The organism is Caldimonas tepidiphila, from assembly GCF_003569765.1.
Taxonomy (GTDB): Bacteria; Pseudomonadota; Gammaproteobacteria; order Burkholderiales; family Burkholderiaceae_C; genus Caldimonas; species Caldimonas tepidiphila.
In genome coordinates this window covers 1-20,262 of the sequence record NZ_QXMG01000084.1, presented here as the reverse complement: position 1 = coordinate 20,262, position 20,262 = coordinate 1, and the positions used below count along the sequence as shown (strand labels likewise).

General features: G+C 71.2%; 20 protein-coding genes and 1 riboswitch. Of the genes, 8 read left to right on the top strand and 12 right to left on the bottom strand.

What is annotated here, in order from left to right; genetic code table 11:
• The first annotated feature begins 319 nt into the window (after positions 1–319).
• Both D3A59_RS23215 and D3A59_RS23210 read left to right on the top strand, forming a co-directional pair.
• A complete protein-coding gene (locus D3A59_RS23215) occupies positions 320–604 on the top strand; it encodes a hypothetical protein (RefSeq protein WP_157991664.1) in 285 nt (94 codons plus the stop codon).
• A 12-nt stretch (positions 605–616) separates the two neighbouring features.
• Positions 617–1,147 (top strand): GAF domain-containing protein, encoded by a 531-nt coding sequence (locus D3A59_RS23210; RefSeq protein ID WP_119157692.1) that lies wholly within the window; start codon positions 617–619, stop codon positions 1,145–1,147.
• Between the two features lie 271 nt (positions 1,148–1,418).
• Here the strand turns inward: D3A59_RS23210 and D3A59_RS23205 are convergent, their stop codons facing one another.
• On the bottom strand, positions 1,419–1,991 hold the full coding sequence (locus D3A59_RS23205) for a TMEM165/GDT1 family protein (RefSeq protein WP_119157691.1): 573 nt from the start codon (positions 1,989–1,991) through the stop codon (positions 1,419–1,421).
• A riboswitch (yybP-ykoY riboswitch) is annotated at positions 1,992–2,177 on the bottom strand.
• A gap of 744 nt (positions 2,178–2,921) precedes the next feature.
• On the opposite strand from D3A59_RS23205, the gene D3A59_RS23200 reads away from it, so the two are divergent.
• Positions 2,922–4,037 carry an NADH:flavin oxidoreductase/NADH oxidase gene (locus D3A59_RS23200; RefSeq protein ID WP_119157690.1) on the top strand — a complete coding sequence of 372 codons (1,116 nt, stop codon included), beginning with the start codon at positions 2,922–2,924 and terminating at the stop codon, positions 4,035–4,037.
• A 128-nt stretch (positions 4,038–4,165) separates the two neighbouring features.
• Here D3A59_RS23200 and D3A59_RS23195 read toward each other — a convergent pair whose 3' ends face one another.
• The 3 genes from D3A59_RS23195 to infA form a co-directional block, all read right to left on the bottom strand.
• Positions 4,166–4,432, bottom strand: coding sequence for a hypothetical protein (locus D3A59_RS23195; RefSeq protein ID WP_119157689.1), 267 nt, complete (start codon positions 4,430–4,432; stop codon positions 4,166–4,168).
• A 67-nt stretch (positions 4,433–4,499) separates the two neighbouring features.
• Positions 4,500–4,709 (bottom strand): transcription antiterminator/RNA stability regulator CspE, encoded by a 210-nt coding sequence (gene cspE / locus D3A59_RS23190; RefSeq protein ID WP_119157688.1) that lies wholly within the window; start codon positions 4,707–4,709, stop codon positions 4,500–4,502.
• A 107-nt stretch (positions 4,710–4,816) separates the two neighbouring features.
• On the bottom strand, positions 4,817–5,074 hold the full coding sequence (gene infA / locus D3A59_RS23185) for a translation initiation factor IF-1 (protein ID WP_119157687.1): 258 nt from the start codon (positions 5,072–5,074) through the stop codon (positions 4,817–4,819).
• Between the two features lie 880 nt (positions 5,075–5,954).
• On the opposite strand from infA, the gene D3A59_RS23175 reads away from it, so the two are divergent.
• Positions 5,955–6,212, top strand: a complete 258-nt coding sequence (locus D3A59_RS23175) for a hypothetical protein (RefSeq protein ID WP_119157686.1) — start codon at positions 5,955–5,957, stop codon at positions 6,210–6,212.
• 190 nt (positions 6,213–6,402) lie between these two features.
• A complete protein-coding gene (locus D3A59_RS23170) occupies positions 6,403–7,959 on the top strand; it encodes a methyl-accepting chemotaxis protein (RefSeq protein WP_119157685.1) in 1,557 nt (518 codons plus the stop codon).
• A 76-nt stretch (positions 7,960–8,035) separates the two neighbouring features.
• Here D3A59_RS23170 and kynA read toward each other — a convergent pair whose 3' ends face one another.
• The 8 genes from kynA to D3A59_RS23130 form a co-directional block, all read right to left on the bottom strand.
• Positions 8,036–8,905 (bottom strand): tryptophan 2,3-dioxygenase, encoded by an 870-nt coding sequence (gene kynA, locus D3A59_RS23165; RefSeq protein ID WP_119157684.1) that lies wholly within the window; start codon positions 8,903–8,905, stop codon positions 8,036–8,038.
• Between the two features lie 4 nt (positions 8,906–8,909).
• On the bottom strand, positions 8,910–10,166 hold the full coding sequence (kynU, locus tag D3A59_RS23160) for a kynureninase (RefSeq protein ID WP_119157695.1): 1,257 nt from the start codon (positions 10,164–10,166) through the stop codon (positions 8,910–8,912).
• A 28-nt stretch (positions 10,167–10,194) separates the two neighbouring features.
• Positions 10,195–10,845 carry an arylformamidase gene (gene kynB, locus D3A59_RS23155; RefSeq protein ID WP_119157683.1) on the bottom strand — a complete coding sequence of 217 codons (651 nt, stop codon included), beginning with the start codon at positions 10,843–10,845 and terminating at the stop codon, positions 10,195–10,197.
• Positions 10,846–10,876: 31 nt separating this feature from the next.
• The gene (locus D3A59_RS23150) at positions 10,877–12,544 is read right to left on the bottom strand and encodes an AMP-binding protein (protein ID WP_119157682.1); all 1,668 of its coding nucleotides are present in this window, start codon (positions 12,542–12,544) and stop codon (positions 10,877–10,879) included.
• Between the two features lie 149 nt (positions 12,545–12,693).
• Positions 12,694–13,086 carry a RidA family protein gene (locus tag D3A59_RS23145; protein WP_119157694.1) on the bottom strand — a complete coding sequence of 131 codons (393 nt, stop codon included), beginning with the start codon at positions 13,084–13,086 and terminating at the stop codon, positions 12,694–12,696.
• 35 nt (positions 13,087–13,121) lie between these two features.
• Entirely contained in the window at positions 13,122–14,327 is a 1,206-nt protein-coding gene (locus tag D3A59_RS23140) for an acyl-CoA dehydrogenase family protein (protein ID WP_119157681.1), read from the bottom strand.
• Positions 14,328–14,337: 10 nt separating this feature from the next.
• Entirely contained in the window at positions 14,338–15,216 is an 879-nt protein-coding gene (locus D3A59_RS23135; protein WP_119157680.1) for an enoyl-CoA hydratase family protein, read from the bottom strand.
• A 64-nt stretch (positions 15,217–15,280) separates the two neighbouring features.
• A complete protein-coding gene (locus tag D3A59_RS23130; protein ID WP_119157679.1) occupies positions 15,281–16,081 on the bottom strand; it encodes an SDR family NAD(P)-dependent oxidoreductase in 801 nt (266 codons plus the stop codon).
• 320 nt (positions 16,082–16,401) lie between these two features.
• On the opposite strand from D3A59_RS23130, the gene D3A59_RS23125 reads away from it, so the two are divergent.
• The 3 genes from D3A59_RS23125 (at position 16,402) to D3A59_RS23115 (ending at position 20,096) form a co-directional block, all read left to right on the top strand.
• Positions 16,402–18,777, top strand: a complete 2,376-nt coding sequence (locus tag D3A59_RS23125) for a bifunctional salicylyl-CoA 5-hydroxylase/oxidoreductase (RefSeq protein ID WP_119157678.1) — start codon at positions 16,402–16,404, stop codon at positions 18,775–18,777.
• A gap of 46 nt (positions 18,778–18,823) precedes the next feature.
• The gene (locus D3A59_RS23120) at positions 18,824–19,351 is read left to right on the top strand and encodes a MarR family winged helix-turn-helix transcriptional regulator (protein WP_119157677.1); all 528 of its coding nucleotides are present in this window, start codon (positions 18,824–18,826) and stop codon (positions 19,349–19,351) included.
• Between the two features lie 67 nt (positions 19,352–19,418).
• Complete coding sequence (locus D3A59_RS23115) at positions 19,419–20,096, top strand: SOS response-associated peptidase (protein WP_119157676.1); 678 nt, start codon at positions 19,419–19,421, stop codon at positions 20,094–20,096.
• Positions 20,097–20,262 lie beyond the last annotated feature (166 nt).

Sequence of the window (20,262 nt, the reverse complement as noted above, 5' to 3'; positions counted from 1 at the left end):
ATAACTCCGCCCGGGGTCAGGGGAAGCTCCCCCTCAATTCATTTGTGCAACAGAGCCCCCGTACGCCAGTCGTCGTTGCCGGAGACGGAATGCCCGCCTGCATAGGGAGCCCGCTCCTCCCATGCTGTCGAGCGAGACAGACCAGTATCTGGGTGCCGGATCATTCCTCAAGTCCCGGGACCGAGGGCCGATATCCCTGGTTGGTGCCGTCCTGGAAAAACTCGGGCTGAGGAGCGCTGAAGTACCGCCGACGTCCCCCGAGTGTTTCCAGTCGCCTGACGGAGTCAGACATGTTCTCCTCGGAAAGGTTTGTTCTCAAATGGAAACAGCAGCAGTGATAAAGAACTACAACCTGGCGCCGCCCACGGAAAAGGACGTCTTCGCGTCCCTGGACCGTCTGGTGGGGCAGGAGGAATCCCGCCGCCTATGGACTGCGGCCTGCCGGCAAGCCGGGGTCCGGTCGAACGGGGCACTTCCGCTCGAACAAATCGAGAGCGCGCTTCAGCAACTGAAGCAGGAAAAGGGCTTGGCCATGGTGGCAGCCAATTCGCTCCTGGTGCGCGTGAAGTCCTACCGGACCCTTTCTCTTCTGAATTCGAAGTAAACGAGGATAGCCATGATCGATCCACATGCTCCCAAGCCCGAACTCGACCCGGTTCTCGACCTCGCAAGGCTGCAGGAGATCGCCGACCTCGATCTGTTCGCGCCGGAAGTCAGCGAGATCCTCTCCGACCTCGCCCGGGAAGCGAGCACTAAACTCGACCTGCCTCTCGGAATGGTGAACATCGTTCTCGACGAGGCTCAGTACGTTGCGGCCCACCATGGGGTGGGCGGCTGGATCGCCGAAGCACAAGGTACGCCGGTGGAGTGGGCCTTCTGTCGATTCGCCGTCCGGGACAGCGCGGAGTTCGTGGTCGAGGACGCCCACACGCACGAGCTCGTGAAAGACAACCCGCTCGTGACCGAGGACGGCCTGCGCTGTTATGCAGGCATTCCGCTGATCACGTCCCGCGGCCACGCCGTCGGGTCGTTCTGCGTGGCGGGAACCGAGGCGCGCAGCTTCGACGAGGCCGAGATGCAGACGCTGCGCGGGCTGGCCGCCGAGGCCATCCGACGCATCGAAAGCAGGCGGGCGGCAGTCGCCTGAACGGCTGGGAATCTTGCGTCGCACGCGCGCCGGACAGGGGCCGAACGCGCGTGCCGAAAGCCATCTGCGCCGGGGGCCGGTCCCCGCAGCGCAGCGAGAACGCATCCGAGGCCGCCTGTCGCATCGAGGACTGCGGCCCGCGGGATGACTGCCTTCCTTTCGCAGGGAGGCGAGATTCGCCGCGGCGTCTCTCCGACATCGAGCGGGTTCGCACGCACCTGCGTCGAGACGACTTCGCCGTAGGGATGCGAAAAGGAAAGGCCCGGCGTTCCTAGAACCCCCAGCGCGCCCCCAGGCCGAGCAGGGTCGCCATGCCGAGCGCGGCGAACAGCAGCGCCGCCACCGCGTGGATGGCGCGCACCGGCATGCGGTGCGCGACCCGGTCGCCAAGGTAGACCGCCGGCACGTTGGCCAGCATCATCCCCAGCGTCGTGCCGAGCACGACGGCCCAGAAGTCCTGGTACTGCGCGGCGAGGGCGACCGTCGCGACCTGGGTCTTGTCGCCCATCTCGGCGAGGAAGAAGGCCACGAAGGTCGCGACGAAGACCCCGCGGCGCGGCAGCCTGGCGTCTTCCTCGTCGAGCTTGTCGGGCACCAGCATCCAGCCCGCCATCGCGATGAAGGACAGGCCGAGCACCCAGCGCAGCACCCCGGGACTCATCAGCTCGCTCAGCCACGAGCCGAGCATGCCCGCGGCGCCATGGTTGAGCACGGTGGCGGCGAGGATGCCGAGGACGATGGGCAGGGGGCGGCGGAACTTCGCCGCGAGCATGAAGGAGAGCAGCTGGGTCTTGTCGCCGATCTCGGCCAAGGCCACCACGCCGGTGGAGAGTAGAAAGGACATGAGCGCACCCGGGCCGGTGGAAGACGATCGACCGCAGCGCGCCCCCGGCCCTTCCGGTTGCGATGCGGTCAAAGGTCTCGCGAAGTCCCGAAAACCGCTCGGCGCCATGCTCGAACGAGCAAGTCTGTTGACGCCGGCCCTTCCCGTGCAGGAAGGACGCTACTCCCCAATGACGGGCGCGAGTTTAACCGCAAATGCGCCAGGGCCTTCCCGGGGACTGCCGTCGCCGCCCGCCCCTGGTCGCCGGGGGGCCCGCAGGCGCCGGCACCCCCGGTCGCCGGGATGCGGCACGGTGCCACTGCGGCGAGCATCGGAGTGCAGTCTCGACAAGCGGCTGTAGTTCCTGTCCTCGGCCCCTGCCCGACGTTGTATCGGCTGCTGCTTGCTCTCCCTCCATCCGCTCTCGGAGCAGCAGTCGAAGTCGGGTCGGGGCCCTTTTTATCCGGGGCGCTGCGACCGGAAGACGGCGCAGAAGGCGCCGGCACCCGCTCCGGCATGCCAAGGCGGCAAAGGACAGAAGCTTGCAGACCAATCCCAACGGAGCGGGTGCCACGGTGCCGGGCACCGCCGAGGGCGAAACGGGCCGGGGTGATTCCCAACGACAGTCCCCCGCCCGAAAGAAGGCCGCTCCGGTCCGGCACCGGCCGCAAACGGAGGTGCGTGAGACGAGAGAACCCGGCCGGCGCCCTTGGCGGACCGGAGCGGCATCAGAAACGCCACGCGCCCTTGTATCGCGTGACTTCGCGGACGAGCAACCGGCGTGCCGGGCGGCGCGCTTCCTCGCGATCGGAAACACCGGGCGCCGCCTGCATCCCTGACGGCGACGCCGGCGGCCGAGGGCGCTTAGGATGGCCGGGCTGCGGGACGTCCTGCACGGCCTCGTCGCCGGGCCGTGCCGCCCGATGCCTCCAACCCGAGCCCCCTTCCATCATGAGCCGACTCTTCGAGCCCCTGCAGCTCGGCGCGCTGCGCCTTGCCAACCGCATCGTCATCGCCCCGATGTGCCAGTACTCCGCGACGGAGGGCACGCCGGGCGACTGGCACCTGATCCACCTCGGGCAGCTGGCGCTGTCGGGGGCCGGGCTGCTGATCCTGGAGGCGACCGCCGTGTCGCCCGAGGGACGCATCTCGCCCTTCGACCTCGGCCTGTACTGCGACGAGAACGAGGCCGGGCTCGCCCGCGTGTTGCGGGCGGTGCGCGCTCATTCGCCGATCCCGGTGGTGATGCAGCTCTCGCACGCGGGCCGCAAGGGATCGTCCCGCGCACCGTGGGAGGGCGGGGCGCAGATCGGGCCGCACGAGCCGCTCGGCTGGAAGACCGTCGCCCCTTCGGCGCTGCCCCATGCCGAGGGCGAGGACGTGCCGCAGGCTCTCGACGTCGAGGGGCTGCGCAAGGTGCGCGAGGACTTCGTCGCGGCGGCCCGCCGGGCCGCGCGGCTGGGACTCGACGGCATCGAGCTGCACTTCGCCCACGGCTACCTGCTGCACCAGTTCCTCTCGCCGCTGGCCAACCGGCGCGACGACGCGTACGGCGGCTCGCTCGAGAACCGCATGCGCTTTCCTCTGGAGGTGTTCGACGCGGTGCGCGCCGCCTTCCCCGCCGAACGGCCGGTCTGGGCGCGCATCTCCGCCACCGACTGGGTGCCGGGCGGCTGGGACATCGAGGGCACCGTGGCGCTGTCGCAGGCGCTGAAGGCGCGGGGCTGCGCCGCGATCCACGTCACGACGGGCGGGCTGTCGCCGGCGCAGGCGATCAGGATCGCACCGGGCTACCAGGTGCCCTACGCGCAGCGCGTGAAGGCCGAGGTGGGCCTGCCGACGCTCGCGGTCGGCTTGATCACCGAGCCGGAGCAGGCCGAGGCGATCATCGCCAACGGCGAGGCCGACGCGGTCTCGCTCGCCCGCGCCATGCTCTACGACCCGCGCTGGCCCTGGCATGCCGCGGCCCGGCTCGGTGCGAGGGTGGCTGCTCCGCCCCAGTACTGGCGCTCGCAGCCGCGCGAGTTCAAGGACCTGTTCCTCGACGCCCGCTTCGGGCAGCGCTGAGAGGCAGAGTCAGGAGGGCGGCGCAATCCGCTCGGGTGGACACGATCCGGGAGGGCCTCGTCGGCGACGAGGCGGACGGCGCCGCCTGCTTGCCGGCAGGGTGTCTGTTCAGGGGCGCTGCTGCGCCCTCAGCCGTGCAAGGGCTGCTTGTCGGGCGGGGCGAGCGCCAGGGTGCGGCGCACGTCGTTCTCGAACGCCGCGATCGTGTGTTCCGAGATCGCGGTGTGCATCAGCGCGACGCGGGCGACCTCGGCGTGCGCCGCATAGCGCTGCAGCAACTCGGCGCGGGCCTCTTCGGGCAGCGCCTGCAGCATGGCGGTGACGAGCACGTCGAGCGCCACGAGCGAGCCCTTGAGTTCGCAGACCCGCTCGGTGACTTCTTGCAAGTTCTTCATCGGGCTTCTCCATGGAAGGACAGGCCGGGGGCCTGCCGCAATGCCCGCAGAACGGCGAGGCGCGTGTTTACAGCGCCCGGATGTTGGAGGCCTGCGGGCCCTTGGCGCCCTGCGTGACCTCGAACTCGACGCGCTGGTTCTCGTTCAGCGTCTTGAAGCCCGTGCCCTTGATTTCCTTGAAGTGGGCGAACAGGTCCTTGCCGCCGTCGTCCGGGGCGATGAAGCCGAAGCCCTTGCCTTCGTTGAACCACTTCACGGTGCCGGTTTGAGTCGTCATATCGTAGATCCTATTGAGAGTGATGCCCCAGCTATCGCCGGTGCGGGTGAGAAGCCGGTCCGCAAAGGCGGACAGGCGACAGGGAGTGAATTCGACCGTACGAAGCATCAGCGTCGGCGCGCCTGCCCGGAGGACGGACCCCGCCGCTCGAGATGGCGGAAGGTGATGCGGCCCTTGCTGAGGTCGTAGGGCGAGAGTTCCAGCGACACGTTGTCGCCGGCGAGGATGCGGATGTGGTGCTTGCGCATCTTGCCGGAGGTGTAGGCCACCAGTCGGTGACCGTTCTCCAGCAGCACGCGAAACCTGGAGTCGGGCAGCACCTCGTCGACCACGCCGCTCATTTCGATCAGTTCTTCTTTGGCCATGATTTCAATCCTGGGAATGGGAGGAATGGGGCGAGGGCGACGCGCAGGCGCCGATCCAGTCGAGTCCCTGGGCGGTGGCGTAGTGCAAGGCCTCGGCGGGGGAGCCGAACTCGGGTACGAGGCGCAGGACGCGGTCATGGGTGCCGCTGCCGCAACCGGTGCGGATGGAGACGGACGCCGCATGACGGCCGAGCCCGAGGGGGCGGGTCAGGGGGGAGACAAGGTACTTGCCCACCTGGATGGGTGTATCGATGGTTCGCTTTCGCTGTCCGAACGCCTCGGATGCCGAGGGTTCGGGGTATGACAAAACAGGTGTGCAAGAAGCACCCAGGCTGCGGATGAACTCGGTCCGGGCGCGGGCTGGCAGGGGTATTCGCTGCAAGCCTGGGGCAGCCAGGGCGACGGCATTGCCGATGGCGATCGGCGGCCCTGGGGAGGGAGGGAGATCAACTCGTGATCCGGACGCCGGCGGCGTGGATGCGGCCCCTGGGCGGGCGGCGCGCTGCCGATGTGGAAAGCCGAATGTACCACGCCCGCGGCTTTCCGTGTGCCTCAAATGACCTTGCATGACGGGAGCCGCTCTGTCGCGCTCCGTCCCCGGGGAGCGACGGGCCGCCTGTGCTCGAGCGCGGGACGAACCGGCCGGGCTGCTGCCTCCTTGAAAAGCTGGCGGCACTTTTTATGTTGCGATGCAACATGTTGCGCATGGCCCGGCGCGCGGGGCGGGTTCCGATCCGCCCGGGTCCTCGCCGGGCCTGCACGAAATCACGGACGCCCTTCCAGGGAAAGGGCGCGCCAAGCGGGCCCCGGACGTCGGCGGGGTTCCTCCACGGGCACGTTTTGTGCATCGCAGCATCAGCGACACCAACCAGGAGCGCCCATGATGGAACTCAGACATGCGCCGATTCCTTCCCTGTCGGGATGGTGGAACCCCTTGCGGCATCTGCGTGCGCTGTACGGGGCTGACGCGTCGACGGAAGACCTTCCCGACACGCAGCCGGCCCTGTGGCGTCCCGTGCACGCCCGCCCTCACGATCCCCGCTGGGGCGCCGCGGATTGCCCGGAACTGCTGCTGGGGCTGTGCGAGTCTCCCTGCGCCCTGGCGGAGGTGTTCGAGCAGAACGACTGCGGCACTTGAGTCCGCCGTGGCGCAGCGGTCCGGGGCCTTCTGATCGTGACTTGCGTCACGCGTCTGCTTCCGTGTCCTTTCCCTGCGCTTCAAGCTTCGGCCGCCGCCTGCCGATAAGGCCCTGTTGCGCGTCGGCGCCCGCCCCGGGCCGGATTCCCGGGAAGGCACCGGCGCACGAGGCCGAAAGGAAGCAGGACACATGGAATCGTTTTTTGCCCGGGTGCGGCTCGCGCCCCGCCTGGCCGCGGGTTTCGCGGTGGTGATGCTGGTGATGTCGATCGCCGCGTCGATCGGCATCTGGCGCCTGGCGGGTCTGGGCGACATCGCCGACGATCTGGGCGGGGCCTCCGCGGAGCGCGCGGTGCTTGCGAGCCGGCTGCACGGCATGGTGGTGGTCAGCGCCTTCCGGGCCGAGACGCTGCTGCTGATCGACGACGCGGAGTTCGCTTCGCGCATCAACGCCGATCGCAAGATCACGACGAAGGAGTCGGAGGCGGTGCGCAAGCGCCTGGACGAGCTGACCGACAACGAGGAGACGAAGCGTCTGTTCGCGGCGATCCAGGACACCGGCGATCGCTTCCGCTCCACGCGCGACGCGCTGATCAAGCGCCGGGAGACCGGCGAGAAGGTCTCCAACGCCGACATCGCGGGCACGCTGCGGCCGACCTCGGACGCCTATGTCGCCGCCGTGCTGGCGCTCGCCGACTACCAGCGCAAGCGCGTCGACGAGGCACGCGTCGCTGCCGCGGACAGCGCGCGGCACGGCATCGCGCTGCTGGTCGCCGGCATCGCCGTCGGCGTGCTCGCGAGCGCCGCGCTGGCATGGCTGCTGTCGCGCTCGATCGTGCGCCCGCTGGCACGGGCGGGCGAGCTGGCGCGGCGGGTGGCGGCCGGCGACCTGACGGTGCAGGTCGAGGCCGAGGGCCGCGACGAGGTGGAGCAGCTGGTCGGGGAGCTGGCGACGATGCAGCGGCGCCTCGCCGAGTCGGTGCGCAGCGTGCAGCAGGCCTCGGAGTCGATCCGCACCGCGTCCTCCGAGATCGCGACCGGCAACCAGGACCTGTCGGCCCGCACCGAGCAGGCGGCCTCGAACCTGCAGGAGACCGCGGCGTCGATGGAGCAGCTGACCGGCACGGTGCGGCAGTCGGCCGAGTCGGCGCGCACCGCCAAGCAGATGGCGGGCTCGGCCGCGGAGGCCGCGGGGCGCGGTGGCGAGGTCGTCTCGCGCGTGGTGGAGCGCATGGATGAGATCAACCTCAGCTCCAAGAAGATTGCCGACATCGTCGGCGTCATCGACGGCATCGCCTTCCAGACCAACATCCTCGCGCTCAACGCCGCCGTCGAGGCGGCGCGCGCCGGGGAGCAGGGCCGGGGCTTCGCGGTGGTGGCGTCGGAGGTCCGCAACCTCGCGCAGCGCTCGGCGCTGTCGGCGCGCGAGATCAAGACGCTGATCGGCTCGTCGGTCGAGACGATCGAGTCCGGCTCGCAGCTGGCGCAGGAGGCGGGCCGGGCGATGAGCGAGATCGTCACCTCGGTGCAGCGGGTGACGGACATCATCGGCGAGATCAGTGCCGCGGCGGTCGAGCAGAGCGACGGCATCGGCCAGGTGAACCAGGCCGTGACGCAGCTCGACGGCATGACGCAGCAGAACTCGGCGCTGGTGGAGCAATCCAGCGCCGCGGCCGAGAGCCTGCGCGAGCAGGCCCAGCGGCTCGCGCAGGTGGTGGGCGCCTTCCGGCTGCGCGAAGCGGCCTGAGTCCATCCTGCGACATCCATGCCGGGCGGGTGCGTCCCCCAGGGCCGCGGCTCGCGGCCGCCCGCCGTCCCGGTTCTCAGAGATCGGTGCGCAGCTTCCACAGCTCCGGGAACAGCACCACGTCGAGGCGCCGCCGCAGGTAGCCAACGCCCTCGGTGCCGCCGGTGCCGCGCTTGAAGCCGATCACGCGCTCGACCGTCGTGACGTGGCGGAAGCGCCACTGGCGGAAGGAATCCTCCAGGTCGACCAGCTTCTCGCCGAGCTCGTAGAGCTCCCAGTGCGTGCGCGGCTCGCGGTAGACCTCGAGCCAGGCGGCCTCGACCGCGTCGTCGAGGCCCGCCGGCTGCGTCCAGTCGCGCTCGATGCGCGATGCGGGAATCGCGAAGCCGCGCCGCGCCATCAGCCGCAGTGCCTCGTCGTACAGCGAGGGCGCGCGCAGCGCCGCGTCGAGCAGCGCGTGCAGCTCGGGGCGGTGCGCGTGCGGGCGCAGCATCGCAGCGCTCTTGTTGCCGAGGATGAACTCGATCTCGCGGTATTGCCAGGACTGGAAGCCCGAGGACGCGCCGAGGTGGGGCCGCATCGCAGAGTACTCGGGCGGCGTCATCGTCGCGAGCACGTTCCAGGACTGCACCAGCTGGTCCATGATGCGCGACACGCGCGTGAGCATCTTGAAGGCCGGCGGCAGATCGTCGCAGCGCACGCAATCGCGCGCCGCGCGCAGCTCGTGCAGCGCGAGCTTCATCCACAGCTCGCTGGTCTGGTGCTGCACGATGAACAGCATCTCGTTGTGGTCCGGCGAGCGCGGGTGCTGCGCCGACAGCACCTGCTCCAGCGCGAGGTAGTCGCCGTAGCTCATCTCGCCGGCGAGGTCGGTGCGCGCGTCCTCGCTGTCGCCGCGCGCGTCGTGCAGAGGGCATCGGCCTCCGGGGGTGTCCGTCGTGCCCATCGCCTCAGGTGACCGTGCCGCGCCGTTGAAAGCGCGCGTCCCGCCACGCGCCGCTGTCGAGCACCTCGCGCAGCGCCTCGACCGCGTCCCAGGCGTCGGTGAAGCGGTTGTAGAGCGGCGCGAAGCCGAAGCGCATGATGTCGGGCGCGCGGAAGTCGCCGATCACGCCGCGCTCGATCAGCGCCTGCATCACCGCGTAGCCCTCGGGGTGCGAGAAGCAGACCTGGCTGCCGCGGCGCGCGTGCTCGCGCGGAGTGACGAGGCGCACCGGGTGGTGGCCGCAGCGCGCCTCGACGAGCGCGATGAAGAGGTCGCCCAGGCGCAGCGACTTCGCGCGCAGCGCCGCGATGTCGGTCTGCTCGAAGACCTCCAGCCCGCACTCGACCAGCGCCAGCGAGGTGATCGCCTGCGTGCCGCACAGGAAGCGGTCGACACCGCCGGCGGGGCGGTAGCCGCTCTCCATCGCGAAGGGCTCGGCATGCCCCCACCATCCCGACAGCGGCTGCCAGAAGGCCTCGCGCAGCGCCGGCGCCACCCACAGGAAGGCCGGCGCGCCGGGGCCGCCGTTGAGGTACTTGTAGGTGCAGCCTACCGCGTAGTCGGCGCCGTCGCCGCGCAGGTCCACTGGCACCGCGCCGGCCGAGTGCGCGAGGTCCCAGACCGCGAGCGCGCCGCGCTCGTGCGCCAGCGCCGACAGCGCGCGCATGTCGTGCATCTCGCCGCTGCGGTAGTTCACGTGCGTGAGCAGCAGCACCGCGGTGTCGGCGCCGAGGGCGTCCGGCAGCTGCCGAGGCGAGTCGACCAGGCGCAGCTCGTGGCCGCGCTGCAGCAAGTCGGCCAGGCCCTGCGCGATGTAGAGGTCGGTCGGGAAGTTGCTCGCCTCCGACACGATCACGCGCCGCGCCGGCTCGCGCGCCGCCTGCACGCGCAGCGCGGCGGCCAGCACCTTGAAGAGGTTGACCGAGGTGGTGTCGGTGACGAGCAGCTCGCCGGGGCCGGCGCCGACCAGCGGCGCGAGCCGGTCGCCCAGGCGCTGCGGCAGCCCGAACCAGCCGGCGTCGTTCCAGCTGCGGATCAGCCCCTCGCCCCACTCCTCGGCCACCACCTGCGCGGCGCGCGCCGCGGCGCTGCGCGGCCGCGCGCCGAGCGAGTTGCCGTCGAGGTAGACGAGGCCCTCGGGCAGCGCGAAGCGCTCGCGCAGGGCGGCCAGCGGGTCCTCGCGGTCGAGCGAGGCGCAGTGCTCGCGGGTCGGGTCGTTCATCGTCGTGTCCATGCGGGGCGGAATCGGTTCAGGGGAGCGTGCGCAGCACCGCGCGCACCGGGCTCGCGTCGAGCGCCGCGAAGCGCAGCGGCAGTGCGATCAGCTCGTAGTCGCCGGCGGCGACCTCGTCGAGCCACAGGCCCTCGAGGATCGCGAGGCCGTGGCGCCGCACCGCGCGGTGCGCGTCCATCGTCTTCGAGTCCTGCGGGTCGATCGACGGCGTGTCGATGCCGACGAGCCGCACGCCGTGCGCCGCCAGCAGCTCGATCGTCCCGGGCGCGACGGCGCAGAAGTCCGGATCCCAGCGCCCGAGCGGCGACTCGGGGTAGCTGCGCAGCAGCACGCGCGGCGGCACGCCCGCGAGCGCGGCCTCGACGTGATGCGGCTCGATGAGCGGCGCGGCCCCGAGCGCGTGGATCACGCGGCAGGGGCCGAGGTAGGCGTCGAGCGGCACCGCGCCGATCGGTGCACCGTCGGCGGCGTAGTGCAGCGGCGCGTCGGCATGCGCGCCGAAGTGCGGCGACAGCGTGATGCGCGCGACGTTGACCGGGCAGCCCGGCCCCATCGTCCAGGCCGGCTCCTGCCGGAAGGGGGTGTCGCCAGGCCACACCGGCGTGTCGGTCGACAGCGGTGGGCTGATGTCCCAGAGCCGGGGCGGCGGGGAGGTGGTTCGGTTCATGGGCTGCGGTGCGCTGGCAGGGCCCGCCGGCTTACGCCGCGCCGCCCGGCTGCTGCGCCATCTGGCGCAGCCTGAAGCGCTGCAGCTTGCCGGTCTCGGTGCGCGGCAGGCTGGCGACGAACTCGATCGCGCGCGGGTACTTGTAGGGCGCGATCGCGGCCTTCACGTGCGCCTGCAGCTCCTGCTTCAGCGCCTCGCCCGCCTCCACGCCCGGTTTCGGCACCACGTAGGCCTTGACGATCTGGCCGCGCTCCTCGTCCGGCGCGCCGACCACGCCGCACTCGGCCACCGCCGGGTGCGTCATCAGCGCCGACTCGACCTCGGGGCCGGCGATGTTGTAGCCGGCCGAGACGATCATGTCGTCGGAGCGCGCCTGGTAGTAGTAGTAGCCGGCCTCGTCCACGGTGAACATGTCGCCCGGCAGGTTCCAGCCCTGCTGCACGTAGTTCTGCTGGCGCGGATCGTCCAGGTAGCGGCAGCCGGTCGGCCCCTGCACTGCGAGCCGGCCGATCTCGCCGGGCGCCAGCGGCTGCATGCGCTCGTCGACGATACGCGCAACGTAGCCCGGCACGACGCGGCCGATCGCGCCGCGCGGCGCCTCGCCGCCGGGGCTGGAGATGAAGATGTGCATCATCTCGGTCGCGCCGATGCCGTCGGTGATGTCGATGCCGGTGGCGTCCTTCCAGGCGCGCCGCGTCGCGTCCGGCAGCGCCTCGCCGGCCGAGACGGCCTTGCGGAGCGACAGCAGCTCGAAGCCGGGCGCGAGTGCGGCCATCTGCCGGTAGAAGGTCGGCGCGGTGAAGACGATGCTGGCGCCGGCCTGCCCGATCAGACGCAGCAGCGCCTCGGGCGTCAGCTTCTCGGCCAGCACGGTCGAGGCGCCGAGGCGCAGCGGGAAGCACAGCAGGCCGCCGAGCCCGAAGGTGAAGGCCAGCGGCGGGGTGCCGCAGAACACGTCGTCCGGGCCGGCCTTCAGCACGTGGCGCGGAAACAGGTCGCACATCGCCAGCACGTCGCGGTGGAAGTGCAGCGTGCCCTTCGGGCTGCCGGTGGTGCCGCTCGTGAAGGCGATCAGGCAGACGTCGTCGGCCGCGGTGTCGCAGGCGGCGAAGCCCGCGGGCTTGCCCGCCATCGCGTGCTCGAGCGAGCCGGGGCCGCTGCCGTTGAAGTCGAGCACGCGCGCGAGCGTCGGGCCGTGCAGCTCGCCCGGGCGCATCACGATGTCGAGTTCCTCGCGCAGCCGCGCGTCGCACAGCGCGGTATCGATCTGCGCCTTGTCGATCACCTGCTTCAGCTCCCGCGCGCGCAGCAGCGGCATCGTCGCCACCGCGATCAGCCCGGCTTTCACCACCGCGAGCCAGCACGCGGCCATCATCGCGTTGTTCGCGCCGCGCAGCAGCACGCGATTGCCGGGCACCAGTCCCAGGTCCTCGGTCAGCACGCGCGCGATGCGGTCCACCCGGCCTTGCAGCTCGGCGTAGCTGAGCGCGCGCGCCGTGCCGTCCTCGAACCACCGGATCGCCACACGATCGCCGCGGCCGGCCGCGACATGCGCGTCGAGCAGCTCGGCCGCGCAGTTCAGCCGCGCCGGGTAGCGCAGGTCCTCGTTGTCGAGCAGGAACTCCGGCCACTGCCCGCGCGGCGGCAGCCGGTCGCGTGCGAAGGTGTCGACGTGCGCGGTCCGTGTCTCGTCTTGCATGGCGTTCCCCTCGGTGGGTCGGGCGGGCTCCGCGTCTCGGGCCGGGCGGCCGCGCGCGTGCGGGGGCTCGGCGGGGCACGGGGCCGCGCCGGGCAGGATCGGTGAGGATGTTTGGGACATCGCTGCCTCCCGGGTGGTCATGCGCGCTTTCAGTCGGGGATCACCGCGGTGACCTCGATCTCGACCTTGGCGCGGTCCTCGATCAGCGCCTGCACCTCCACCGCGGTCATCGCGGCGTTGTAGCTGCCGATCAGCTCGCGGAAGGCGGCGCCGACCTGCTTCTGCTGCGCGAGGTACTCGCGCTTGTCGGTCAGGTACCAGGTCATGCGCACGATGTGCTCGGGCCGCGCGCCGGCCTCGGCCAGCACCGCGACGACGTTGGCCAGCGCCTGGCGCGCCTGGCCGGCGGTGTCGTCGTGGTGGAAGCGGCCCTCGGCGTCCCAGCCGATCATGCCGGCGACGAAGACGAGGCGGCCGCGCACGGCGACGCCGTTGGAGTAGCCGCGCGGGCGCGGCCAGTCGGGAGGTTGGAGGATCTGCAGGGACACGGTGCGGACTCCGTCTTGGAAGGGTTTCATTAGTCGGCGCGCGGCGCCTCGCAGGCCTTGAGCAGCTCGCGGCCGATGATGAGTTGCTGCACCTCGGTGGCGCCCTCGTAGATGCGCAGCGCGCGGATCTCGCGGTAGAGACGCTCGACCGGCTGGCCGCTCACGACGCCGAGGCCGCCCCACATCTGCAGCGCCGCGTCGATCACCTGCTGCGCGCCCTCGGTGGCGGCCATCTTGGCCATCGCCGCCTCGCGCGTGACGTTCAGGCCCTGGTCGCGGCGCCACGCGGCGCGGTAGGTCAGCAGCGCCGCGCTGTCCACGGTGGTCGCCATCTGCGCGAGCTTCGCCTGCGTGAGCTGGAAGTCGCCGAGCCGCTGGCCGAACATGCGGCGGCTCGTCGCGCGCGCCAGCGCCTCGTCGAGCGCGCGCCGCGCGAAGCCGAGCGCGGCGGCGGCGACCGAGGTGCGGAACACGTCGAGCGTGCGCATCGCGATCTTGAAGCCCTCGCCGGGGGCGCCGATGCGCTGCGCCGCCGGGATGCGGCAGTGCTGGAATTCCAGGCGCGCGAGCGGGTGCGGCGCAATCACGTCGATGCGCTCGGCGATGTGAAAACCCGGCGTGCCGGCCTCGACGACGAAGGCCGAGATGCCGCGCGCGCCCGGCGCCTCGCCGCTGCGCGCGAACACGACGTAGAAGTCGGCGATGCCGCCGTTGGAGATCCAGGTCTTCTCGCCGTCGAGCACGTAGTGCGTGACCGCACCCTCCGCGCCGGTCTCCGGGCGCGCGGCGCACTGCATCGCCGCCACGTCGGAGCCGGCCTCGGGCTCGGACAGCGCGAAGGCGGCGATCGCCTCGCCCGCGGCGACGCGCGGCAGCCAGGCCTCGCGCTGCGCGGGCGTGCCGGCCAGGCCGATCGCGCCGGAGCCGAGCCCCTGCATCGCGAAGGCGAAGTCGGCCAGGCCCGAGTGGCGCGCGAGCGTCTCCCGCAACAGGCAGACCGCGCGGGTGTCGATCGCGGCCGAACCGTCCGCCGTAGGCCGCGCGACCGCGTGCTGCAGCCAGCCGGACTGCCCGAGCAGCCGCACGAGCGCGCGGCACTGCGCGTCGACGTCGCCCTCGGGCTCGTGCGCCAGGTGCGTGCGGGACCAGATGTCGAGCTCGCGCGCCAATTCGCGGTGGCGCGCGTCGAAGAAGGGCCAGTCGAGGCCGCGGTCGGGGTAGAGGTCGTGCGCCATGCCGTGCCCCTCAGTCGCCGCGGAACACCGGCTTCTGCCGCGCGACGAAGGCCTCGTAGGCGCGATTGAAATCCTCGGTCAGCATGCACAGCGCCTGCGCCTGCGCCTCGGCCTCGATCGCCTGCTCGATCGTCATCGCCCACTCCTGGTGCAGCATCGTCTTCGTGATGCCGTTGGCGAAGCTCGGGCCGGCGGCAAGCTCCTGCGCGAGCGCGGTCGCGTCCGCGAGCAGCGCGTCCGGCGCGCACAGCCGGTTCAGGAAACCCCATTGGTAGGCCTCCTCGCCGCCGAGCGCGCGGCCGGTGTAGAGCAGCTCGGCCGCGCGGCCCTGGCCGACGATGCGCGGCAGCATCGCGCAGGCGCCCATGTCGCAGCCGGCCAGGCCGACGCGGTTGAACAGGAAGGCGGTCTTGCTGCGCGCGGTGCCCAGGCGCAGGTCCGAGGCCATCGCGAGGATTGCGCCGGCGCCGGCGCACACGCCGTCCACCACAGCGACGATCGGTTGCGGGCAGCCCCGCATCGCCTTCACGAGGTCGCCGGTCATGCGCGTGAACATCAGCAGCTCCGGCGCCTTCAGCCGCACCAGCGGGCCGATGATCTCGTGCACGTCGCCGCCGGAGCAGAAGTTGCCGCCGGCGCCCGCCAGCACCACCGCCTTCACGTCGGTGGCGTACTGCAGGCGCCGGAACAGGTCGCGCAGCTCGGCGTAGGAGTCGAAGGTCAGCGGGTTCTTGCGCTCGGGGCGGTCCAGCGTCACGACGCCGACCTGCCCGCGCACCTGCCACTGGAAATGCCGTGCGGCGTAGCCGGCCAGCTCGCAGCGGTTGCCGGCGGCGAGCGCCGGGTCGACGCGCGGCGTCTCGGGAGAGGGGTTGGGGGACGTGTTCATCTCGGCTCGGGGGGCTGGAAGGGAAGGGGGACGGTGCGGGGCAGGGCGGCGGTGCGGCAGGTGTTCACATCAGCTCCCCGCCGCAGACCGCGATCGACTGGCCGTTGATCGCGGCGGCGCCGGGGCCGCACAGCCAGCGCACCGTGTCGGCGACCTCCTCGGGCCGCACCAGCCGGCCCTGCGGGTTGGCGGCGGCGAACCCGGCCAGCGCCTGCGCCTCGCTGCGACCGGTCTTCTCGACCACGCGCGCGACGCTGTCGCGCACGAGGTCGGTGTCGGTGTAGCCGGGGCAGACGGCGTTGACGGTGATGTTCTTGCGCGCGAGCTCCAGCGCCAGCGAGCGCGTCAGCCCGACCACGCCGTGCTTCGCGGCGCAGTAGGCCGACACGTAGGGATAGCCCGTCAGGCCCGCGGTGCTCGCGACGTTGACGATGCGGCCCCAGCCCGCCTCCAGCATGTCGGGCAGCGCGGCCTGGCTGCACAGGAAGGTGCCGGTGAGGTTGACCGCGAGCATGCGCTGCCACAGCCCGGCCGAGGTCTTCGCGAAGGGCGCGCTCTCGGCCTGGCCGGCGTTGTTGACCAGCAGCGCGACCGGGCCGAGCTGCGCGCGCGCCTGGGCGAAGGCCTGCCGCACCGCGTCGACGTCGGCGACATCGACCGCGACGGCCGCATGCCCTTCGCCGGGCAGCCGCGCGGCGAGCGCCTGCAAGGGGCCCGGGCTGCGGCCCATCAGCGTGAGCCGCGCGCCGTCCGCGGCCAGCGCCTGCGCGATCGCCGCGCCGATGCCGCGGCCGGCGCCGGTCACCACCGCATGGCGGCCGGCAAGTGCTGCCCCGACCGTCACCGCGTCCCCCGCATGCCGCATCCGCCGGCGATCCTCATCGCGACTCCTCGTCGGGCGCGCCGCCTCGATCCGGGGCGGCTGGCGCTGAATGGTTTAGATGTGAAGCAGTTTAGGAGCGCCGGGCGGGCGCCGCAAGCGTGCCGCATCCGGGAATTCACCAGGGGGGCGCCCATGCGGGGGAGCACGTTTCCCTCGCACGAATGAGGCGGGAACCTGCCGGAGGGAGTGCAGGCAAGCCCGGGCTTGTGGGGCGCCGGCGAAGTGCCTAATATGGTTTAGTCCTAAACATTCAGGGCGGCTCGCCGGCGTGTGCGGCGCAGCGGCCTCCCGCGGGAGAAGGCATGAAGATCGTCTGCATCGGTGGCGGCCCGGCCGGCCTCTATTTCGCGCTGCTGATGAAGCGGCACAACCCGGCGCACGACATCACGGTGGTCGAGCGCAACCGGCCCTACGACACCTTCGGCTGGGGCGTGGTGTTCTCGGACGCGACGATGGAGAACATGCGCCGCCGGGACCCGGAGAGCGCCGACGAGATCCGGCAGGCCTTCAATCACTGGGACGACATCGAGCTGCACTTCAAGGGCCGCACGATCCGCTCCGGCGGCCACGGCTTCGTCGGCATCGGCCGCAAGCGCCTGCTCAACATCCTGCAGTCGCGCTGCGAGGCGCTCGGCGTCAGGCTGGTGTTCGAGCAAGAGGTCGAATCCGAGCTCGACTTCCCCGACGCCGACCTGATCGTCGCGAGCGACGGCATCAACTCGCGCATCCGCAGCCGCTACGCCGACGTGTTCCGGCCCGACATCGTCGTGCGTCCGAACCGCTACATCTGGCTCGGCACGAACAAGCTGTTTGATGCCTTCACCTTCCTGTTCGAAAAGACCGGGCACGGCTGGTTCCAGGCCCATATCTACAAGTACGACGAGCACACCAGCACCTTCATCGTCGAGTGCCCGGAGTCCGTCTGGAAGGCCCACGGCCTGGACGCGGCCGATCCGCAGCAGTCGATCGAGTTCTGCGAGAAGCTCTTCGCGAAGAACCTGCAAGGTGAAAAACTGATGAGCAACGCGCGCCACCTGCGCGGCTCGGCCTGGCTGAACTTCCAACGCGTCAAGTGCGAGCAGTGGTCGCACTTCAACGGCCGCAGCCACGTCGTGCTGATGGGCGACGCGGTGCACACCGCGCACTTCGCGATCGGCTCGGGCACCAAGCTCGCGCTCGAGGACGCGATCGAGCTCGTCGCGCAGTTCCAGGCGCACGGCGACACGCCCGGGCACATCCCCGAGGTGCTCGCGCGCTACCAGGCGCTGCGCTCGATCGACGTGCTGCGGCTGCAGAACGCGGCCTGGAACGCGATGGAGTGGTTCGAGGTCTGCGGCGAGCGCTACTGCGACCCGCTCGAGCCCGAGCAGTTCATGTACTCGATGCTCACGCGCAGCCAGCGCATCAGCCACGAGAACCTGCGCCTGCGCGACGCGCGCTGGCTCGAGGGCTACGAGCGCTGGTTCGCGGCGCGGGCCGGGGTCGATCGCGACCCGGCGCTGCCGGCGGTGCCGCCGATGTTCACCCCGTACACGGTGCGCGGCGTGACGCTGAAGAACCGGGTGCTGGTGTCGCCGATGGCGCAGTACTCCTGCGTCGACGGCATTCCCGGCGACTACCACCTGATGCACCTCGGCGCCCGCGCCGTCGGCGGCGCGGCGATGGTGATGGCCGAGATGAGCTGCCCCTCGCCAGACGCGCGCATCACGCCGGGCTGCCCGGGGCTGTGGAACACCGCGCAGCGCGACGCGTGGAAGCGCATCGTCGACTTCGTGCATGCGAACTCGGACGCGAAGATCGCGCTGCAGCTCGGCCACGCGGGCCCCAAGGGCTCGACCTGCGTGCCCTGGGAGGGCGGCGGCATGGACGCGCCCTTGCCGCAAGGCGGCTGGCCGCTGCTTGGCGCGTCGGCACAGCCCTACCTGCCGGGCACGAGCGACACGCCGCGCGCGATGACGCGCGCCGACATGGACCGCGTGCGCGACGACTTCGTGCGTGCGGCGCAATGGGCCGCCGAGGCCGGCTTCGACTGGCTGGAGCTGCACTGCGCGCACGGCTACCTGCTCTCCAGCTTCATCTCGCCGCTGACCAACCGGCGCGAGGACGAGTACGGCGGCCCGCTCGCGAACCGGCTGCGCTACCCGCTGGAGGTGTTCGCCGCGGTGCGCGAGGTCTGGCCCCGCATGCTGCCGATGTCGGTGCGCATCTCGGCGCACGACTGGGTCGAGGGCGGCATCACGCCCGCGGACGCGGTCGGGATCGCGCATGCATTCAAGGCCGCCGGCGCCGACCTGATCGATTGCTCCTCGGGCCAGGTCAGTCCCGAGCAGAAGCCGGTCTACGGCCGCATGTTCCAGACGCCTTTTTCGGATCGCATCCGCAACGAGGCCGGCATCGCGACGATCGCGGTCGGTGCGATCTCGGAGGCCGACCACGTCAACAGCATCATCGCGGCGGGCCGCGCCGACCTGTGCGCGGTGGCGCGCCCGCACCTCGCGAACCCGGCCTGGACGCTGACTGAGGCGGCGAAGATCGGCTACACCGAGATGCCGTGGCCGCGCCCCTACCGCTCGGCCAAGTCCCAGATGGAGGCGAACTTCCAGCGGGAACGCGGGCAGGCCGCGCAGGGCGCCGCCCTGAGCCCGCAGCAGCAGGCCGACCGCGCGATGGGTGTCTGATCGGGGACGCCGCACAATCCGGCCCCGGGATGGAGGAACCGACGCGATGAAAGCCGACCGCAGCCGCGCGCTGCTCGACGGGGCCGACGAGCTGGGCCACGAGGCCCGTGCCGACAGCGAGGACCACGCCGCGCTGCGGCTGTGGCTGCGCATGCTGTCATGCACGACGCAGATCGAGGACGAGATCCGCCGGCGGCTGCGCGCGGGCTTCGGCATCTCGCTGGCGCGCTTCGACTACATGGCGCAGCTGCACCGCCGCCCGGAGGGCCTGAGGATGCGCGAGCTGTCGCGCTGCCTGATGGTCACCGGCGGCAACGTCACCGGCCTGACCGACGAGCTGGAACGCGACGGACTGGTCGCGCGCGAGAGCGACCCGAACGACCGCCGCGCCTGGATCGTGCGCCTGACGCCGCGAGGCCGCGGCGACTTCGAGGCGATGGCGCGCGAGCACGAGCGCTGGATCCTGGAGCTGTTCGGCGGGCTCGACGCCCGCGCGGTACAGCAGCTCTACGGCCATCTCGGCACGCTGCGGGTGCAGCTGTTGCGGCACGCGCAGGTGGCTGAGCGGTCCTGACCCGGCGGAGTGCGGAAGGTAGAGGGCAGCGCTCGCCGGGCACGCAGCACTGTCCGACAATGCCCCGATGTGCGCCAACTACGAGCCCCCGACGCCGCGCGCGCTGCGCCTGCACCTGCGCGCGCTCGAACCAAGCTTCGGCTATTCCAGCGACATCTACCCGATGGCCGAGGCGCCCTTCCTATGTGCGCCGGACCGGCCGGGCGGCGACCTGGTGCCGTGGCGGGGTGTGTTCGGGCTGCTGCCGGCCTGGGCGAAGGATGACAAGCTGGCGAGGCACACCTACAACGCGCGCTCCGAGACCGTGGCGAGCAAGCCCAGCTTCCGCAGCGCCTGGCGGCGGCGGCAGTTCTGCCTGATCCCGGTGCAGTCCGTCTTCGAGCCGAACTACGAGAGCGGCCGTGCCGTGCGCTGGCGCATTCATCAAAGCGACGGCCTGCCGTTCTGTCTCGCCGGGATCTGGGAGGAGGCGCGTCGCGGCGACGAGGTGCGGCACTCGTTCTCGATGCTGACGATCAACGCCGACGAGCATCCGCTGATGAGGCGCTTCCACAAGCCCGGCGACGAGAAGCGCTCGGTGGTGGTGGTGCCGCCGGAGCGGCACGACGACTGGCTGCACGCCGAGGTTGCGTACGCGCTGGAGATGCTGCGTCCGTTCGATGCAGCGGAGTTCGCAGCCGAGCCGGCGCCGAGGGCGAGCCGGCAGGCAGGCCGCAAGCTGGAGGACGAGGACCCGGCGAGCTGAGCAGGAGCCGGCGTGGCTGCGAAGGCGGATGCCGCCAGCGCGTCGAAGCGACCGGAAAAAAGTTTTCCGAACCCGCTTGCCAAGCCTGTCCTGTTTTCGTACAGTCACGCCTCTTCGCTGCTGACGCGGCGGTCGCAGGGCTCCAAGGGGCAGGGCGGCTGGCCGG

What these genes read in the sequence shown, in the direction of transcription:
- kynB (WP_119157683.1), bottom strand. Translation starts at nt 10,845, where the DNA reads ATGAACCGAACCACCTCCCCGCCGCCCCGGCTCTGGGACATCAGCCCA.
- D3A59_RS23120 (WP_119157677.1), top strand. Translation starts at nt 18,824, where the DNA reads ATGAAAGCCGACCGCAGCCGCGCGCTGCTCGACGGGGCCGACGAGCTG.
- D3A59_RS23215 (WP_157991664.1), top strand. Translation starts at nt 320, where the DNA reads ATGGAAACAGCAGCAGTGATAAAGAACTACAACCTGGCGCCGCCCACG.
- D3A59_RS23175 (WP_119157686.1), top strand. Translation starts at nt 5,955, where the DNA reads ATGATGGAACTCAGACATGCGCCGATTCCTTCCCTGTCGGGATGGTGG.
- D3A59_RS23115 (WP_119157676.1), top strand. Translation starts at nt 19,419, where the DNA reads ATGTGCGCCAACTACGAGCCCCCGACGCCGCGCGCGCTGCGCCTGCAC.
- D3A59_RS23150 (WP_119157682.1), bottom strand. Translation starts at nt 12,544, where the DNA reads ATGCAAGACGAGACACGGACCGCGCACGTCGACACCTTCGCACGCGAC.
- D3A59_RS23195 (WP_119157689.1), bottom strand. Translation starts at nt 4,432, where the DNA reads ATGAAGAACTTGCAAGAAGTCACCGAGCGGGTCTGCGAACTCAAGGGC.
- D3A59_RS23135 (WP_119157680.1), bottom strand. Translation starts at nt 15,216, where the DNA reads ATGAACACGTCCCCCAACCCCTCTCCCGAGACGCCGCGCGTCGACCCG.
- D3A59_RS23170 (WP_119157685.1), top strand. Translation starts at nt 6,403, where the DNA reads ATGGAATCGTTTTTTGCCCGGGTGCGGCTCGCGCCCCGCCTGGCCGCG.
- kynA (WP_119157684.1), bottom strand. Translation starts at nt 8,905, where the DNA reads ATGGGCACGACGGACACCCCCGGAGGCCGATGCCCTCTGCACGACGCG.
- infA (WP_119157687.1), bottom strand. Translation starts at nt 5,074, where the DNA reads ATGGCCAAAGAAGAACTGATCGAAATGAGCGGCGTGGTCGACGAGGTG.
- D3A59_RS23140 (WP_119157681.1), bottom strand. Translation starts at nt 14,327, where the DNA reads ATGGCGCACGACCTCTACCCCGACCGCGGCCTCGACTGGCCCTTCTTC.
- D3A59_RS23205 (WP_119157691.1), bottom strand. Translation starts at nt 1,991, where the DNA reads ATGTCCTTTCTACTCTCCACCGGCGTGGTGGCCTTGGCCGAGATCGGC.
- D3A59_RS23125 (WP_119157678.1), top strand. Translation starts at nt 16,402, where the DNA reads ATGAAGATCGTCTGCATCGGTGGCGGCCCGGCCGGCCTCTATTTCGCG.
- D3A59_RS23210 (WP_119157692.1), top strand. Translation starts at nt 617, where the DNA reads ATGATCGATCCACATGCTCCCAAGCCCGAACTCGACCCGGTTCTCGAC.
- D3A59_RS23130 (WP_119157679.1), bottom strand. Translation starts at nt 16,081, where the DNA reads ATGCGGCATGCGGGGGACGCGGTGACGGTCGGGGCAGCACTTGCCGGC.
- cspE (WP_119157688.1), bottom strand. Translation starts at nt 4,709, where the DNA reads ATGACGACTCAAACCGGCACCGTGAAGTGGTTCAACGAAGGCAAGGGC.
- kynU (WP_119157695.1), bottom strand. Translation starts at nt 10,166, where the DNA reads ATGAACGACCCGACCCGCGAGCACTGCGCCTCGCTCGACCGCGAGGAC.
- D3A59_RS23200 (WP_119157690.1), top strand. Translation starts at nt 2,922, where the DNA reads ATGAGCCGACTCTTCGAGCCCCTGCAGCTCGGCGCGCTGCGCCTTGCC.